17 protein-coding genes are annotated in these 14,308 nt (G+C 70.0%); 10 read left to right on the forward strand and 7 right to left on the reverse strand.

The genetic code is table 11. The annotated features are described in order from the left end of the window. Positions 1-3: 3 nt before the first annotated feature. Positions 4-525 (reverse strand): hypothetical protein, encoded by a 522-nt coding sequence (locus tag AC0VYM_RS14820; protein WP_475462864.1) that lies wholly within the window; start codon positions 523-525, stop codon positions 4-6. 287 nt (positions 526-812) lie between these two features. On the opposite strand from AC0VYM_RS14820, the gene AC0VYM_RS14825 reads away from it, so the two are divergent. From AC0VYM_RS14825 to AC0VYM_RS14835, 3 genes are read left to right on the forward strand one after another with little or no spacing between them, the layout of a single operon-like run. After that, positions 813-2,075, forward strand: coding sequence for an ABC transporter substrate-binding protein (locus AC0VYM_RS14825; protein ID WP_475462865.1), 1,263 nt, complete (start codon positions 813-815; stop codon positions 2,073-2,075). Beyond that, on the forward strand, positions 2,072-3,070 hold the full coding sequence (locus AC0VYM_RS14830; protein ID WP_475462866.1) for a carbohydrate ABC transporter permease: 999 nt from the start codon (positions 2,072-2,074) through the stop codon (positions 3,068-3,070). The genes AC0VYM_RS14825 and AC0VYM_RS14830 overlap by 4 nt, the downstream gene beginning before the upstream one ends. Then, positions 3,067-3,936 (forward strand): carbohydrate ABC transporter permease, encoded by an 870-nt coding sequence (locus tag AC0VYM_RS14835; protein ID WP_475462867.1) that lies wholly within the window; start codon positions 3,067-3,069, stop codon positions 3,934-3,936. The genes AC0VYM_RS14830 and AC0VYM_RS14835 overlap by 4 nt, the downstream gene beginning before the upstream one ends. Positions 3,937-3,974: 38 nt before the next feature. Here the strand turns inward: AC0VYM_RS14835 and AC0VYM_RS14840 are convergent, their stop codons facing one another. Then, positions 3,975-4,895 (reverse strand): ketopantoate reductase family protein, encoded by a 921-nt coding sequence (locus AC0VYM_RS14840; protein ID WP_475462868.1) that lies wholly within the window; start codon positions 4,893-4,895, stop codon positions 3,975-3,977. A gap of 443 nt (positions 4,896-5,338) precedes the next feature. Here AC0VYM_RS14840 and AC0VYM_RS14845 point away from each other — a divergent pair, with 443 nt between their 5' ends. Continuing rightward, positions 5,339-6,220: a helix-turn-helix transcriptional regulator gene (locus tag AC0VYM_RS14845; RefSeq protein WP_475462869.1), complete on the forward strand. Its 882-nt coding sequence runs from the start codon at positions 5,339-5,341 to the stop codon at positions 6,218-6,220. Between the two features lie 85 nt (positions 6,221-6,305). Continuing rightward, on the forward strand, positions 6,306-6,749 hold the full coding sequence (locus AC0VYM_RS14850) for a (R)-mandelonitrile lyase (protein WP_475462870.1): 444 nt from the start codon (positions 6,306-6,308) through the stop codon (positions 6,747-6,749). Positions 6,750-6,755: 6 nt separating this feature from the next. On the opposite strand, the gene AC0VYM_RS14855 is transcribed toward AC0VYM_RS14850, so the two are convergent. Both AC0VYM_RS14855 and AC0VYM_RS14860 read right to left on the reverse strand, forming a co-directional pair. Further along, positions 6,756-7,631 (reverse strand): aldo/keto reductase, encoded by an 876-nt coding sequence (locus AC0VYM_RS14855; protein WP_475462871.1) that lies wholly within the window; start codon positions 7,629-7,631, stop codon positions 6,756-6,758. 138 nt (positions 7,632-7,769) lie between these two features. Further along, on the reverse strand, positions 7,770-7,982 hold the full coding sequence (locus tag AC0VYM_RS14860; protein ID WP_475462872.1) for a hypothetical protein: 213 nt from the start codon (positions 7,980-7,982) through the stop codon (positions 7,770-7,772). Positions 7,983-8,242: 260 nt separating this feature from the next. Here AC0VYM_RS14860 and AC0VYM_RS14865 point away from each other — a divergent pair, with 260 nt between their 5' ends. The 4 genes from AC0VYM_RS14865 to AC0VYM_RS14880 all read left to right on the forward strand — a co-directional run bounded on the left by AC0VYM_RS14865 (position 8,243) and on the right by AC0VYM_RS14880 (position 11,135). After that, entirely contained in the window at positions 8,243-8,644 is a 402-nt protein-coding gene (locus AC0VYM_RS14865) for a peptidase inhibitor family I36 protein (protein ID WP_475462873.1), read from the forward strand. 57 nt (positions 8,645-8,701) lie between these two features. Next, positions 8,702-9,568, forward strand: coding sequence for an LptM family lipoprotein (locus tag AC0VYM_RS14870; RefSeq protein WP_475462874.1), 867 nt, complete (start codon positions 8,702-8,704; stop codon positions 9,566-9,568). Between the two features lie 62 nt (positions 9,569-9,630). Next, entirely contained in the window at positions 9,631-9,759 is a 129-nt protein-coding gene (locus AC0VYM_RS14875) for a hypothetical protein (RefSeq protein ID WP_475462875.1), read from the forward strand. A 209-nt stretch (positions 9,760-9,968) separates the two neighbouring features. Continuing rightward, the gene (locus AC0VYM_RS14880; protein ID WP_475462876.1) at positions 9,969-11,135 is read left to right on the forward strand and encodes a calcium:cation antiporter; all 1,167 of its coding nucleotides are present in this window, start codon (positions 9,969-9,971) and stop codon (positions 11,133-11,135) included. A gap of 118 nt (positions 11,136-11,253) precedes the next feature. Here AC0VYM_RS14880 and AC0VYM_RS14885 read toward each other — a convergent pair whose 3' ends face one another. Together AC0VYM_RS14885 and AC0VYM_RS14890 are read right to left on the reverse strand one after the other, a co-directional pair. After that, positions 11,254-11,661 (reverse strand): hypothetical protein, encoded by a 408-nt coding sequence (locus tag AC0VYM_RS14885; RefSeq protein WP_475462877.1) that lies wholly within the window; start codon positions 11,659-11,661, stop codon positions 11,254-11,256. A gap of 52 nt (positions 11,662-11,713) precedes the next feature. Further along, complete coding sequence (locus AC0VYM_RS14890; RefSeq protein WP_475462878.1) at positions 11,714-12,334, reverse strand: TetR/AcrR family transcriptional regulator; 621 nt, start codon at positions 12,332-12,334, stop codon at positions 11,714-11,716. 298 nt (positions 12,335-12,632) lie between these two features. Here AC0VYM_RS14890 and AC0VYM_RS14895 point away from each other — a divergent pair, with 298 nt between their 5' ends. After that, positions 12,633-13,346 (forward strand): SDR family oxidoreductase, encoded by a 714-nt coding sequence (locus tag AC0VYM_RS14895; protein ID WP_475462879.1) that lies wholly within the window; start codon positions 12,633-12,635, stop codon positions 13,344-13,346. 52 nt (positions 13,347-13,398) lie between these two features. Here AC0VYM_RS14895 and AC0VYM_RS14900 read toward each other — a convergent pair whose 3' ends face one another. Next, positions 13,399-14,259 (reverse strand): alpha/beta fold hydrolase, encoded by an 861-nt coding sequence (locus tag AC0VYM_RS14900; protein ID WP_475462880.1) that lies wholly within the window; start codon positions 14,257-14,259, stop codon positions 13,399-13,401. Between the last annotated feature and the right edge of the window lie 49 nt (positions 14,260-14,308).

Raw genomic sequence — 14,308 nt, forward strand, 5'->3', positions numbered from 1 at the left:
CCCTCAGCACTCCGGCGGGAACTCGTCGGTGCCCACCAGGGCCCCCTCGCCGCTGGTGTGCGTACCCAGGTACACGCCGTCGTCGGCGGCGAGGAGCTCGGTGTCGAAGCCCAGCGTGGCGATGTCGTGCTCGGCGTCGTCCGCCAACCCGGCGGCGGAGGTCACCCCCAGGGTGTACTCGGTCTCCGGGGAGGCGGGCACCACCCGGTAGGCCGGGGCGCCGTCCATGTCGGTGATGGTCCAGTCCTCCCCGGGGGCGGCCAGGTCCACCTCGATCCGGTCGCCCTCGAACTCACGGGTGGCGTTCAGCCGCCACCCGTGCTCCTCCGAGGCCAGGTCGATCCGCGCGGGCGGGCTCTCACCGCACCAGGTCACCAGGACCACGGGGAACTGGTGGCGCGCGGAGAAGTGTCCGGTGGCGACGGCGCCCACCGCCCCGCCGTCGGGCGCGCAGGCGGACAGGAGCAGACAGGCCGGGGGGAGGAGCGCCAGGTGTCGCAGGGTGGCGCGGTCGAGGACTGACATGCCGCGATTGTGCCAACCTCTGTCGCGTGCCGTGCGGCGTGTGCGGCGGGTCCGGGAGCGGGTGCACGGGATCACCACAGGTCACGTCAGGCCTCCGGGAAATCCCGCGCGCCGTGCCGCTTCGGCGTGTCCCGACGGCGTGGGTGCGTCTCCGATTCGTGACACGCCCCGCCCTTGACCTAGGTCTCCGGGGTTGCGAAGGATGGCGACGTCGGTTTTCGGTGACATGTGACACATGGGGCGGTACGTCACCGCGCGACGGGTCGGCCGCCCGGAGAGGTATGCGTATGCGTTCACGGCGGTGGTCGATCGCGGCCGCGGGACTGGGGCTGACGCTCATGGCCACGGCGTGCGGGGGCGGCGGAGGCGGTGCCGCAGACCAGGTGGAGGTGTTCTCCTGGTGGACCGGCGGCGGCGAGGAGGCCGGGCTGAACGCCCTCATCGAACGCTTCGAGGAGCAGAACGAGGGGATCGAGTTCGTCAACGCCGCCGTGGCAGGGGGATCGGGCACCAACGCCCAGGCCGTGCTGGAGGGGCGTCTCCAGAGCCAGGATCCACCCGACTCCTTCCAGGGGCACGCGGGGGCCTCCCTCCAGGACTACGTGGAGGCGGGCTACCTGGCTCCGCTGGACGACTTCTTCGACGAGCAGGGACTGCGCGAGGCCTACCCCGACCAGCTGGTCGAGCAGATCTCCTACGAGGACAGCGTCTACTCGGTCCCGGTGAACATCCACCGGTCCAACGTGATGTGGTTCAACCCCTCGCTGCTGGAGGAGGCCGGGGTGGACGGGCCACCGGAGACCCTGGACGAGCTGGTCGAGGCCTTGGAGGCCGTGGCCGCCGAGACCGACGCCATCCCCATGGCGGTGGGCGCCCAGTGGACCGTCGACCACCTGCTGGAGTCGGTGCTGCTGGGCTCACTCGGCACCGACGCCTACAACTCCCTGTGGGAGCCGGGCGCCGACTGGGACACCCCGGAGGTGGCCGAGGCGCTGGAGACCTTCGAGACCATCATGTCCCACACACAGGAGGAATCCGCCGCCGAGGACTGGCAGGAGGCCTCCCGCCGGGTGTCCGAGGGCGAGGCCGCCTTCAACATCATGGGTGACTGGGCCGCCGGGTACTTCGACGAACTGGGAGCGCTCCCCCAGGAGGACTACGACTGGGCGCCCTCACCCGGCACGGACGGCACGTACATGTGGCTGTCGGACAGCTTCACCCTCCCGGCGGGCGCCCCCAACGAGGAGAACGCCCGCGCCTGGCTCGAACTGGTCGCCAGCCAGGAGGGCCAGGACCTGTTCAACCCCCTCAAGGGCTCCATCCCGGCCCGCTCCGACGCGGACCCGGCCAAGTACGCGGACAGCCCCTACCTGGAGTCCGCCCTGGCCGAGTGGCAGGCCGGACCGCAGCTGGCGGGCTCGTTCTGGCACGGCGTGACCGTGGGCAACCGGTGGAAGAACGACATCGACACCGCGGTCGGCCTCTACCTCCAGAACGAGGACCTGGAAGCGCTCAACGCGGCCCTGCACGAGGCCGCCCAGTCCGAATGAGCACGTCCACCGAGCCCGGGGCCGCCGCGCACGGCGGCCCCGGCCATCCGAAGCGTCCCGCCACGGGACCCCGCGCGCGCCCGACCCGGCTCCGCCGGGCACTGACCAGGTCCCGCACGTGGCTCCCGGGCCTGCTGCTGGTCTCCCCGTCGATCCTGCTCATCGGCGTGTTCGTCTACGGCATGATCGGCTGGAACACCCAGCTGGCGCTGAGCGACAAACACGCCCCGATCCAGGACGGCTCCTTCGTGGGGCTGACCAACTTCGTCCAGCTGTGGCAGGAGGCCCGCTGGCCCGCCGCCGTGACCAACGCGGTGGTGTTCACCGTGGTGTTCGTCGGCGGAGCGCTGTTCCTCGGCTGGCTCCTGGGCCTGCTGCTGGACAAGGGCATCCGGGGCGAGGCGGTGTTCCGGACCCTCTTCCTCGCCCCGATGGCCGTGTCCTTCATCGCCACCGGTGTCGTGTGGCGCTGGCTGATGAACCCGGCGCCGGCCGAGCGCGCCACCGGACTCAACGCCCTGTTCGTCCACTTCAATCTGGACTTCCTGGTCAACGACTGGTGGACCGCGCCCGACCTCGGCATGGCTGCGATGGCGCTGCCCGCCGTGTGGCAGCTGGCCGGGTACGTCATGGCGCTGTTCCTGGCCGGGTTCCGCGGGGTTCCCGAGGAACTGCGCGAGGCGGCCCGGGTGGACGGTTGCTCGGAGTGGGGCGTGTACTGGCGGGTGGTCATGCCGCAGCTGCGCCCGGTCACCCTGAGCGCCGTCATCATCCTGGGCCACATGTCCCTGAAGGTGTTCGACCTGATCATCGCGGTGGCGGGGCAGCAGATCGTCGCGGACGTCCCCGCCGTGTACATGTGGGCGATGGTCTTCGAGGTCCGGGACCCGGCCAAGGGGGCCACCATCGCGTCCTACCTGCTGCTCGCCGTGGCGGTGTTCGTGATCCCCTACCTGGTCTGGACCGTGCGCAAGGAACGGAGCGAGGGCCGATGACCCAGAGCGCACCCGGGCGCGTGAGCGCCCACACGGGCGTGGGCGCCGGAAGCAGTCCGCGCGGACGGGCGGTCCGGTTCACCGTCCTGCTGGTCCTGGCGGCGCTGTTCCTGCTGCCCATGTACGTGCTGGCGGTGACCGGGTTCAAGCCCTTCTCGGAGGCCACCGCGGCACGGGCGTGGCTCCTGCCGCGCGAGTGGAGCCTGGAGGGGTGGTCCACGGCCTGGTCGGCGCTGGCCCCCGGGCTGTGGAACAGCGTGCGCATGGCCGTGCCGAGCGCGGTCATCTCCGCCGTGCTCGGCTCCATGAACGGCTACGTGCTGGCGCGCTGGCGCTTCCCCGGCGCGGACACGGTGTTCACGCTGTTCCTGTTCGGGATGTTCATCCCCTACCAGGCGGTGATGATCCCCCTCCAACAGATGCTGGTGGGCGCCGACCTCATGGGCGGGCTGTTCCCGCTCATCCTGGCGCACACGGTGTACGGCATCCCGATCTGCACGCTCATCTTCCGCAACTACTACGCGAGCATCCCGGGGTCCCTCATCGAGGCGGCGCGGGTGGACGGCGCCGGTCTGCTGCGCACGTACGCCCACGTGGTGCTGCCGGTGTCGGCACCGGCGTTCGCGGTCACGCTGATCTGGCAGTTCACCTCCGCGTGGAATGACTTCCTCTTCGCGGTGTTCCTGACCGGGCCCAACAGCTGGCCGGTGACGGTGCAGCTGAACAACGTGGCCGGGTCCATGGTGGTGCCCTACAACCAGCAGATGGCGGCGGCGGTGCTGGCCTCGCTGCCGACGCTCCTCATCTACCTGGTGCTGGGGCGGTACTTCATGCGGGGCCTCATGGCGGGTGCCCTCAAGGGCTGAACCGCGGCCGCCGGGGCGCGCCCCGGCGGCCGCACCCGTCAGCCCCGGGCCGCCGAATAGACGCTCAGGTGTGTGTGGGCCAGGGAGAACAGCGGGGTGGGCACCCCGAGCTCGCGGCCTCTGGCGACCAGGTCCCCGACGATGTGGTCGCCCTCCACCGGGTTGTCGTGGGTCAGGTCCCAGTACATGGACGTGGACGTGTCGCGTTCGGTGTCGGAGATGACCCGGTCTGCGAACCCCCGGATCCGGTCGCTGGGCGGGTACCCGGCGGCGGTGGCCACGGCGATCGCCTCGGCGAACATCCCCGCGCTGAACTCGGAACCGCCCGGGGCGCGGTTGACCCTGCCGATGGGGGCGCGCATGAGGCAGGTGACGGCGCCCAGACTGGCCAGGAAGACCCACTTGTCCCACATCTCCTGCCGGATGTCCTTGGTGGGGCGGGCGGTGAACCCGGCCTCCTCCAGGGCGCCGTGGACCCGGTCCAGGTCCACCACGGGGGAGTCGGAGAGCGGGCCGTAGACCAGCTCGCCCATCCGGCCCACCTCCACGATGCCGCCGTCCTCGTCCAGGCGGGTCATCACCATGCACACCCCGCCGTACACCCGGTCCCGGCCGAACCGCTCCACCAGGACGTCCAGGTGCCGCATGCCGTTGAGGAAGGGGACCACCACCGTCCCGGGGCCCACCGCCGGGGCGAGGTCCTCGACGGCTCCCTCGAGGCCGTAGGACTTGACCGAGAGCAGGACCAGGTCGTAGTCGTCGGTGAGCTCGTCCCGGGTCACCGGCCGGACGGGGATGTTCTCGGTGCGGCCGTCCAGGGAGTGGATGTTGAGGCCGTGCTCCCGCAGGAGCTCGGCGCGCGCGGGCCGGACCAGGAAGTCGACGTCGCGACCTGCCTGGACGAGCCGCCCGCCGAAGTAGCCGCCGACCGCTCCCGCACCCACGACAAGGATCTTCATGTCTCTCCTGGTTCAGCCCGATGGATCAGGCAAAACGTATGACGGTGGGACACGGCACCGCAAGGGGCGCCCCTGGTGCCTGTGGACAACCCGGTCCGGAGCTCGGGTGACGAGGGCAGGGTACGGACGGCCAGGGCCAGCGCGGCCGGGCCCAGGAGCCCGCGGAACACGAAGGCGGCCTCCAGTTCCACTGGGCTCTGATCCACGTCCGAGGCCGCGGAGGCGATCGCCGGGAGCACGCCGATGATGAGAAGTCGTCAGCCTGGACCGCGAAGGCGGCCAGCACGAGGGGGAGGAGCCACAGGGGAGGCAGACGGGAACCACGCATGGAGTGATCCGAGCCCGGTGCTCGGCGCCGGGCTCACCTCTTCCCGGAGGTCCTGGCTGGTGGGGGTACTGCCAGGGCCTCCCTGGCGGCCGAGCTCCGATCTACCCTGGGTGGCATGGACAAGCGAGCCGAAGTGCGTGCGTTCCTCATGTCGCGGCGCGCCCGGATCACGCCCGAGGAGGTCGGCCTGCCGACCGGTGTGAAGCGTCGGGTGCAGGGCCTGCGCCGCAGCGAGGTCGCGACCCTGGCCGGTGTGAGCGTGGAGTACTACACCCGGATGGAACGCGGCGCGATCAGCGGCGCGTCCCCGGAGGTGCTCAACAGCCTCGCCAGGGCCCTGCGGCTGGACGACGCCGAGCGGGCGCACCTGTTCGACCTCGCGCACGCGTCGAGCCCGGTGGCCCGACCGCCCAAACGGCGGAGCGCGAGGACCTGGACCCCGCACGACAGCCTTCAGTGGACGCTCGACGCGATCACCGCCGGGCCCGCGTTCGTCCGCAACGGGCGCATGGACCTGCTGGCGGTCAACGCGCTGGCGCGGGCGTTCTACAAGGACGTGTACGCCATGCCGGGACAGCCGCCCAACGTCGCCCGGTTCACCTTCCTCGACGACCGCTCCCGGACCTTCTTCCCCGACTGGGACCTGTTCGCGGAGGTCACGGTCGCGATCCTGCGCACGGAGGCGGGTCGGGACCCGCACAACAAGGAGCTGCACGACCTGATCGGTGAACTCTGCACCCGCAGCGACGAGTTCCGCCACCTCTGGGGCGCGCACGACGTCCGTCACCACGGCACCGGGTTCAAGACCTTCGACCACCCCGTCGTCGGTGAGATGACCCTGGCCTACGAGGGGTTGGCGCTGGCCGCCGAGCCGGGGCTGACGCTCACCGTCTACACCGCCGAGCCCGGATCGCCCTCCGCTGAGCGGATGAGCCTGCTCGCCTCCTGGGGAGCCGGTGAGTACGACGCGGAGCGGGCTGTCAGCGACTCACCGTGAGGACCGGCGCCGGGGGTAAAACCGGGGCCAGGACGCGGACAACCCCGGCGCCTCGCGAAGGGTCCCGGGAGGCGCCGGAGCCATCATGGGCACGACACCACCGCACGGGAGGACCGCCATGGAACTCGTCACCGACACCGCGACCCTCAGGGGTCCCGCCGAACGCTTCACCGGCGACGTCTACCTCACCATGATCGAGGCGCCCGCCGAACCGGCCCGCCTGGCCGCCGCGCTGGTGCGCTTCACGCCCGGCGCGCGCACGAACTGGCACTCCCACGCCCTGGGCCAGGTTCTGCACGTCACCGACGGGGTCGCGCTCGTGGGCACCCGCGACGGCACCGTCGTGCGGGCCGCCGCAGGGCAGACCGTCCGGTGCCCGCCCGGTGAGGAGCACTGGCACGGCGCCACCGACGCTGCGTTCATGTCCCACCTCGCCCTGGTCGTCGGGGACGGCGGCGGGGACGGCACCACCTGGCTGGAGCCGGTCACGGACGGGCAGTACGCCGAGGCCCTGGCCTCCGGCCGCTGACCGCCTTCAGGCCTCGGGGATGTCACGGCCGAAGGCCTCGGGGGTGACCGACTCGGGGTCGGGACCTCCCCGGACACCGGTGTCGAGCGCGTCGATCGCGGTGAGCTGGTCGGTGGTGAGCTCGAAGTCGAAGACGTCGAAGTTCGCGGCGATCCGTTCGGGCCGGACCGACTTCGGGATCGCGGAGCGGCCCTCCTGCAGGTGCCAGCGGAGCATGACCTGGGCGGGCGTCCGTTCGTGGGCCGCCGCGATCTCCCGGATCACCGGGTCGTCGAAGGTGGACCGCTCACCGTGGCCCCGGTAGCTGGTGATGCCGCCCATCGGTGACCAGGCCTGGGTCAGGACGTCCTGATCGGCGTCGGCCGCCTGGGCGTCGGTCTGGGTGAAGTAGGGGTGCACCTCGATCTGGTTCACCGCAGGAACGACGTCGGTCCGCTCCAGCAGGTCGGCCAGGGGCCCGGGCATGAAGTTGCTGACGCCGACCGCCCGGACGCGTCCGCCGTCCAGCAGGGTCTCCAACGCCTTGTACGCCTCGACGGTCAGGTCGAACCGCGTCGGAACGGGCTGGTGGAGCAGGAGGAGGTCGATCTGCTCCACACCGAGCTTGCCCGCGCTCTTCTCGAAGGCGTGCAGGGTCTGGTCGTAGCCGTAGTCACTGATCCAGACCTTCGTCTCGATGAACACCTCGGACCGGTCCAGCCCCGAACGACGGATGCCCTCACCGACCTCGCGCTCGTTGAAGTACGCGGCGGCGGTGTCGATGAGCCGGTACCCGACGCGGAGGGCCTCGGCGACGGACTCGGCGGTGGCCTCGGGCGGGTTCTGGAAGACACCGAAGCCCAGCGCGGGCATCTCCACGCCGTTGTTCAGGGTCAGGTTCATGTTCGTGCTTCCTTGGGTCGTCGGATCAGGGAAGTTCGGTGCACGCCTCGACACTCTCCGTGATGGCCGGTGCCCGTTCATGATGTCGAAGGAACGCGGGGATCCGCCCGAGCGGTCGGGGGTCGGTGTGTCGCCGGGTCAGTGTCCGCTCGCCCGGTTCTGCGCGGGGGAGGCCGCGAGGCTTCCGAGCAGCCCCAGGCGTTCCTCGGACGGGCCGCCGGGCTCGGCGGTGAAGGCGAACACGAACCAGTCCGGGTTCGCGGGCAGGTCCAGCGCCTCGTGGGTGAGCTCCAGGTCCCGACGGCGGGGTGGTGGAGGCGCGTGACGCCGGATCGGGTGAACGGAGGCCACACCCGTCCCTGAGCTCCCTGTCGGATATGAGCAACCAACGAATTCGGTATTGCAGTGGGGCGTATCAATGTATATCGGTAATTGCCCCACTATGGGCTTTAATTCATGGAATGTTCGAGCAGGGGCGGCCTGATGTGGCCAGGAAATTCCCTTTTCCTGCCCGACCTCCTCGCCTAACGTCGTGGGTGGACGCGGTGACGCGCGACCGATCCATTCCGGTCGTGGCGGTAACCGGTGTCCCCGATCGAATGAGGGAATCCATGTCTGCCAAGAAGCGATTGTTCGCCGCCGCCGCGACGGTGGCCGCCGTCGCCGTCGCCGGTGTGCTCGGCACGGCCGCGACGGCCTCGGCCGCGAGCGTCCCCCTGGTCGAGGCGCAGGCCACCTACATCTACCTCTACGAACACGACGACTACAAGGGCGGGTCCTGGCGGACCTCCGGGAGTGACCGCAACCTCTCCGGCAACTGTTGGAGCGGATCGGGCTGCCGTATCGTCAACGACAACGCCAGTTCGATGAAGAACCAGAAGTCCAGCGACGCCTCCTTCCACGAGCACGCGGAGTACAAGGGGCCCTCCTACTACGCGCAGAGGAACTCGTCCGACAAGGACCTGACCAACAACGGATTCGACAACAAGATCAGCTCGATCCGGGTCTGGTGACCGGTGTGCCGGGAAAGCCGTGCGCGGCCTTCCCGGCACCCTTCCGCTGGAGAACCGATGAAACGAATTCTCACGGTGGCCGGAGCGCTGTGCTTCGCCGTTGGTCTCGCCGCCTGCGGCGTCCAGGACGAGGCCGACGGAGACCGCTATCTTCCCGCGGGGGAGAATGTGCGGTCGCTGACCCTGCCCTTCGACGCGTACACGCTCTCCCCCTTCGAGATGAGAACGCTCGACTACGCCGAGGACCTGCTCGTGCGCGACTGCATGCGGGGACGCGGTATGGACTGGCGGGTGCTTCCCGCCCCGGAGGAGGAGGGAACGGACCCCGCGCACCGACGGCGCTACGGCGTGATCGAGGCGGAGGTGGCCGAGCGGTACGGTTACGGCGCGCCGCCCGGGTCGGCGGACGAGGTCCTCGTGGAGGAGACGCGGGAGGACCGGCTCACCCTCCTGGCCACCGAGCACCGGGCGGCCTACGGGAGCGAGAGTGGAGCGGGGTGCCTCGAGGAGGCGGGCGGGGACGCCATGGCGGGTGTCCCGGACATGGACCACGGCCTGCTGAACTCCTACATCCACGCGGGCTTCGAGGCCTCCCGGAACGCACCCGCGGTGGCCGACGCCTTCTCCGCCTGGAGCGCGTGCATGACGGACCGGGGCTTCGACTACCCCACACCGTCCGAGGCGTCGGACGACGCGCGTTGGACGGGCGGGGAGGAAGGCCCGTCAACGGAGGAGGCCGAGGTGGCGACGGCGGACGTGGCCTGCAAGGAGCACGCCTCGGTGGTCCGGGTCTGGCGCGACGCCGAGGCGGCGGAGCAGGAGGACCTGATCCAGGAACACCCCGAGGACTTCGCGCTCTTCGCCCAGGTGAAAGAGGTCAGACTGGAGACGGCGCGCACGGTGCTCGAACGCCTCGGAGGCTAGCGGGCCCGCCGACCGTCGCGCAGAGCGACACCACGGGCACGGAACGTGGAATAGTCGACGGCATGACTGAACCAACCGATCGCTCCGGGTCCCCGACGTGCGCGACGGCGGCGGCGACCCTCCCCGACGCCCGGGAGGGCCGGGAACACGGTGTCGCCCCGCCGGTCGCCTCCTGGTCGCCCCGCACCTAGACACCCATCCCGAACGCCCGCACCCCGCCGTCGCGCTGCTCCGTGCCGCCGTCGAGCGTTCCCACGCCGGGTGAGTCCCGTCGCTCAGGGGCGCATCCAGGCGAACCGCTCATCCGGAACGGTAAAATACGGGACGAAGGATCCCGACGGGACGGCCCGTCGGACGAGCACACGAGCAGGGACGGCCCAGCAGAAACGGGTACCCACCCGTGCGAACTCAGCACATGCTCCGCAGCGTCCTGACCCCTGCGGTGATCATCCGACTGGTCCTGGGCTGGGGCGCGTTCATCGTGGCCCTCGTCGCCCAGCCGTTCCTGGCCGCGCACCTGCCGACCCCGGCCCTGGTCGCGGTCCTGGGCGCCATCGTCGCCGTCATCATCGTGTGTGCCTTCGGCGTCGTCGTCGAGGCCGAACACCTGGCACACCGCCTCGGTGACCCCTACGGCACGCTCATCCTCACACTCTCGATCGTGCTGATCGAGGTCATCCTCATCTCCGCGGTCATGCTCGGTCCCGGCGAACACGCCACGATCGCCCGTGACTCCGTCATGGCCGTGACGATGATCATCCTCAACCTCGTGATCGGCGCGTCCCTGCTCATCGGCGGGCTGCGCCACAGGGACATCCGCGCCAACAGCACCGGCGTGTCCACCTACCTGTCGCTGCTCGTGGTTCTCGGCACCGTCGCGTTCGCGCTGCCCGGCCTCATCGGTGAGGGCGGTGCCTACACGGCCGGGCAGGAGATCCCGATCATCATCCTCACGGTGATCCTCTACGTCGCCTTCCTCACGCGGCAGATGGGGGCCCAGCGCGACGACTTCAAGGAGGTCGTCTCCGTGGCGGGCACCCCGCTGGCCACGGAAGCGGGATCCCAGGAGGTGGAGCAGGAGCGTTCCTCGGTCCTCGCCGTCATCTCCGAACACCGGTCGGAGGTGGTCGCCCGCGCGCTCGTGCTCGTGCTGACCGTCATCCCGATCGTGCTGCTGTCCCACGACATGGCCAGCCTCCTCGACGACGGTCTCGACCGCGCGGGCGCTCCGATCGCGCTGTCGGGCATCCTCATCGCGATGATCGTGTTCCTGCCCGAGACCCTGACCGCGATCCGCGCCGCCCTCGGCGGCGAGATCCAGCGGGTGAGCAACCTCTGCCACGGGGCGCTCGTCTCCACTGTCGGACTCACGATCCCCGCGGTGCTCATCATCGGGCTGCTCACCGGACAGACCGTCATCCTCGCGGAGGACCCGACCAACCTGCTGCTACTCGGGGTCACCCTGCTGCTGACCATGGCGACCTTCTCCGGCAAACGGGTGACGGCCCTGCACGGAGCCGCACACCTCATGGTCTTCGTGCTCTACGGCATGACCGTGTTCGCCTGACCCGGCGTGGCCTCGCGGCGACCGTCGCGAGGCCACGCACCCGCTCCGCTCCGGGGCCACGCGCCCGGAATCACGGCACCTCCGCCTTGCCGGGCCGCCCCTCCTGGTCCGCGTGGCCTCACGACGGGTCCGGACCACGGCTCTCTCCGGGGCTCCAGTCGGTGTTGAAGCCACCGAGGTGGCCATGGAACATCTCGTCACCGGTGTGCTGTGTGAATTCGACCTTCCAGTGCTCCGGCCCGACTCCTGTCAGATCCGCGCAGATCCCGATCATCGCGCGGGCGACCCGCTCACGTACGGCACGGTCACGACCCGAGCGGACATCGGCCATGACGAGTCCGGCCACGACGGGCTCTTCACCGGTGCAACGCCACACACTCTCGGACCCGTGACCGTTGACCACCACGGTGACGATGTCGGGAACGGTGTCCATGATCCGGCTGTAGGCGGCGCCCAGCCTGCGCGCCAACTCGCGTTTGGTGGTCCCTGCGAGCTCGACGGGTGCGTCCACCTGTAGAGACGGCATGTCCTCTCCTTCAAGGTCGGCTTCCTGTGACTGGCCGCTTCGGGGAGGGCGCTCAGGCGCGGTCACCGGCCCGGCGGGGGAGCATGACGGCGATCTGGCCGCGGATGTCCCGGACGATCTCCTCCACGCTCGCCGTGACGTTCACCGACGCCGCCATGCTGAGGAACATGACGGCCGACACGATGTGCGCGAGTGTCGCGGCCTCGTGTTCACCGATCCCAGCGCGGCGGACGAGCACGGCGGCGATGGCCGCCTCGGTCCGGGCCGTGATCGCGAGTGCGTCCCGATGGCGGGGTTCCTCGGGGTCACCGAACACCATCTCGCGCAGGTAGGTGCGCCCGTTCTCGACCTGCGCACGGTTGCACTCCACGACCGCGCGCACGATGGCCATCACGGCATCCAGTACGTCGGCGACGCCCTCGGCGTCCCTGATCCCCCGCTCCAGCGACTCGGAGTAGTGGGAGTTCTGCACCAGCAGGAGGAGTTCGCCCTTGCTCCTGGCATAGAGGAACAGCGTGCCGGCGCCGATGTCGGCACGGTCCGCGATCTGCTGGGTCGTGACCTCGTCGGCCCCGTGCTCGGTGAAGAGTTCACTCGCCGCGGCGGTGATGCGTTCGAGCTTCTCCTGCTTGTTGCGCTCGCGTCGCCCCTGCGGCCGGGAGGCGGATGGCATCGTGCCCTCCTCGGGAATGGAATCCGACCGTGCTCAGTTATGAGCATAGTCAGTAATGTGTGGGCTCGGATATGTCCGGGTTCATTCTTCCACGCGGGCGTGGAGCGCTCCTTCCAGGCGGCGTGCACGATCGACCGATCCACGGAGCAGACGGCCCATGAGCAGTTCCTCGCTCCGACCGCCCTTCACCCCCGGACGGGTGGAACCTCCGCACCGACACCCACCCCACCCCGGCCACGCTGACGGACCCCGCCAGCCCACCCGGATCCCACACAGCGAACAGTCGAGGAGACAGAACATGCCCGGAATCGATGGATCCGTCGTCCTGGTCACCGGAGCCAACGGCGGAATCGGTACGCAGTTCGTCCACGAGGCACTGGCGCGCGGCGCCACCAAGGTCTACGCCACCGCACGCAGGCCCCGAACCTGGGATGACGAGCGCATCGTCCCCCTGCGCCTCGACGTCACCGACCCGGCCTCCATCCAGGAGGCCGTCGAAGCCGCCGGAGACGTGACCGTGCTGGTCAACAACGCCGGGACCTCGGTGTCCAGCCCGGGCATCCTCACCCACACCGACGAGGAGATCCGCGCCAACGTCGAGACCAACTTCCTGGGCCCGCTCTTCCTCGCCCGTGCCTTCGCCCCCGTCCTGTCAGCGAAGGAGGCGTCGGCCCTCATCGACCTCCACTCGGCGCTGAGCTGGTACGCCGTGGCCGGAATCTACAGTGCCACCAAGGCCGCCCTGTGGTCGGCGACCAACTCCCTGCGCCTGGAGCTCGCACCCCGGGGGGTACACGTCCTCGGAGTACACGTGGGCTACGTCGACACCCCGATGGCCGCTCACACCACCGATCCGAAGACCGACCCCGCCGACCTGGTGCGCACCGTGTTCGACGCCACCGAGGCCGGGCAGTACGAAGTCCTCGCCGACGAGAGCTCGGTCCAGGCCAAGGCCGGTCTCAGCGCTCCGGTCGAGGTGGTCTACCCGCAGCTCGGCGCCATGAGCGACTGAGCCGACCGGGCGCCGCGGCCGTGTGCCACGTACACGGCCGCGGCGCCCGGCGTCAACGGGTGAGGAACTCCACGGCGACGGGGGAGAACTCCCGGTGGTACTGGAAGATGCCCCCGTGGCCCGAATCCGGGTAGATGACCAGTTCGGAGCCGGGGATGCGCCGGTGCAGGTCCTCGGAGAGCACAGAGGGCACCATGCGGTCGTTGTCCCCGTTGGCGATCAGGGTGGGCTGGGTGATCACCGAGAGGTCGGCGGGTGTCGAGCGTCCCCACCGCTTGATCGCCTTCAACTGCTTCTGGAAGGCCCTGACCCTGATAGGCGCGTCGCGATCCGAGGTGCGTTCCCCGAGCCGCTCCACGAACGCCTTCCCCGCCTTCCTGCCGGTGGCGTTCCGGTTGAAGAACAGGTACTCCTTCGGGTCCGACCGGGTCAGGGCGGCCCGTGCCATGTCGTAGTAGGTGGTCCCGGCGACCTTGTCGATGCCCTTGCCCCCAGCGGGACCGGTACCGGTGAGGATCAGCCTGCGGACGAGTCCGGGGCGCTCGACCACCAGGGCCTGGGCGATCATGCCGCCGAGGGAGAAGGAGAAGACGTCGATCTCCTCGAACCCGAGGGCCTCGACGAAGGTGGCCGCGTCGGCGGCCATCGCCTCCACGGTGTCGGGGACCTCACCGGTCGAGGCCCCGACGCCACGGTTGTCGAAGGCGATGACGTGTCGTTCCCCGGCGATGGGATCGACGACGCGCGGGTCCCAGTTGTCCAGGGTCGCGGCCAGGTGCACGAAGAACACGACGGGGACGCCCCCTCTCGGCCCGAGCTCCCGGTAGGCGTAGGTCACCCCGCTCGCGGTGACCGTGCGGGTCGGTGCCTTCGCGTACGAGGTGTTGACCGGCTCGTTGCTGGTGTTGCTCATGATGACCCCTGATGGTGTACGGGCACGCGGTTCTCGACGAGGTGGACGA

The sequence above is a fragment of the Nocardiopsis sp. iso_237 genome, assembly GCF_056173345.1.

What these genes read in the sequence shown, in the direction of transcription:
- AC0VYM_RS14820 (WP_475462864.1), bottom strand. Translation starts at nt 525, where the DNA reads ATGTCAGTCCTCGACCGCGCCACCCTGCGACACCTGGCGCTCCTCCCC.
- AC0VYM_RS14825 (WP_475462865.1), top strand. Translation starts at nt 813, where the DNA reads ATGCGTTCACGGCGGTGGTCGATCGCGGCCGCGGGACTGGGGCTGACG.
- AC0VYM_RS14830 (WP_475462866.1), top strand. Translation starts at nt 2,072, where the DNA reads ATGAGCACGTCCACCGAGCCCGGGGCCGCCGCGCACGGCGGCCCCGGC.
- AC0VYM_RS14835 (WP_475462867.1), top strand. Translation starts at nt 3,067, where the DNA reads ATGACCCAGAGCGCACCCGGGCGCGTGAGCGCCCACACGGGCGTGGGC.
- AC0VYM_RS14840 (WP_475462868.1), bottom strand. Translation starts at nt 4,895, where the DNA reads ATGAAGATCCTTGTCGTGGGTGCGGGAGCGGTCGGCGGCTACTTCGGC.
- AC0VYM_RS14845 (WP_475462869.1), top strand. Translation starts at nt 5,339, where the DNA reads ATGGACAAGCGAGCCGAAGTGCGTGCGTTCCTCATGTCGCGGCGCGCC.
- AC0VYM_RS14850 (WP_475462870.1), top strand. Translation starts at nt 6,306, where the DNA reads ATGGGCACGACACCACCGCACGGGAGGACCGCCATGGAACTCGTCACC.
- AC0VYM_RS14855 (WP_475462871.1), bottom strand. Translation starts at nt 7,631, where the DNA reads ATGAACCTGACCCTGAACAACGGCGTGGAGATGCCCGCGCTGGGCTTC.
- AC0VYM_RS14865 (WP_475462873.1), top strand. Translation starts at nt 8,243, where the DNA reads ATGTCTGCCAAGAAGCGATTGTTCGCCGCCGCCGCGACGGTGGCCGCC.
- AC0VYM_RS14870 (WP_475462874.1), top strand. Translation starts at nt 8,702, where the DNA reads ATGAAACGAATTCTCACGGTGGCCGGAGCGCTGTGCTTCGCCGTTGGT.
- AC0VYM_RS14875 (WP_475462875.1), top strand. Translation starts at nt 9,631, where the DNA reads ATGACTGAACCAACCGATCGCTCCGGGTCCCCGACGTGCGCGACGGCG.
- AC0VYM_RS14885 (WP_475462877.1), bottom strand. Translation starts at nt 11,661, where the DNA reads ATGCCGTCTCTACAGGTGGACGCACCCGTCGAGCTCGCAGGGACCACC.
- AC0VYM_RS14890 (WP_475462878.1), bottom strand. Translation starts at nt 12,334, where the DNA reads ATGCCATCCGCCTCCCGGCCGCAGGGGCGACGCGAGCGCAACAAGCAG.
- AC0VYM_RS14895 (WP_475462879.1), top strand. Translation starts at nt 12,633, where the DNA reads ATGCCCGGAATCGATGGATCCGTCGTCCTGGTCACCGGAGCCAACGGC.
- AC0VYM_RS14900 (WP_475462880.1), bottom strand. Translation starts at nt 14,259, where the DNA reads ATGAGCAACACCAGCAACGAGCCGGTCAACACCTCGTACGCGAAGGCA.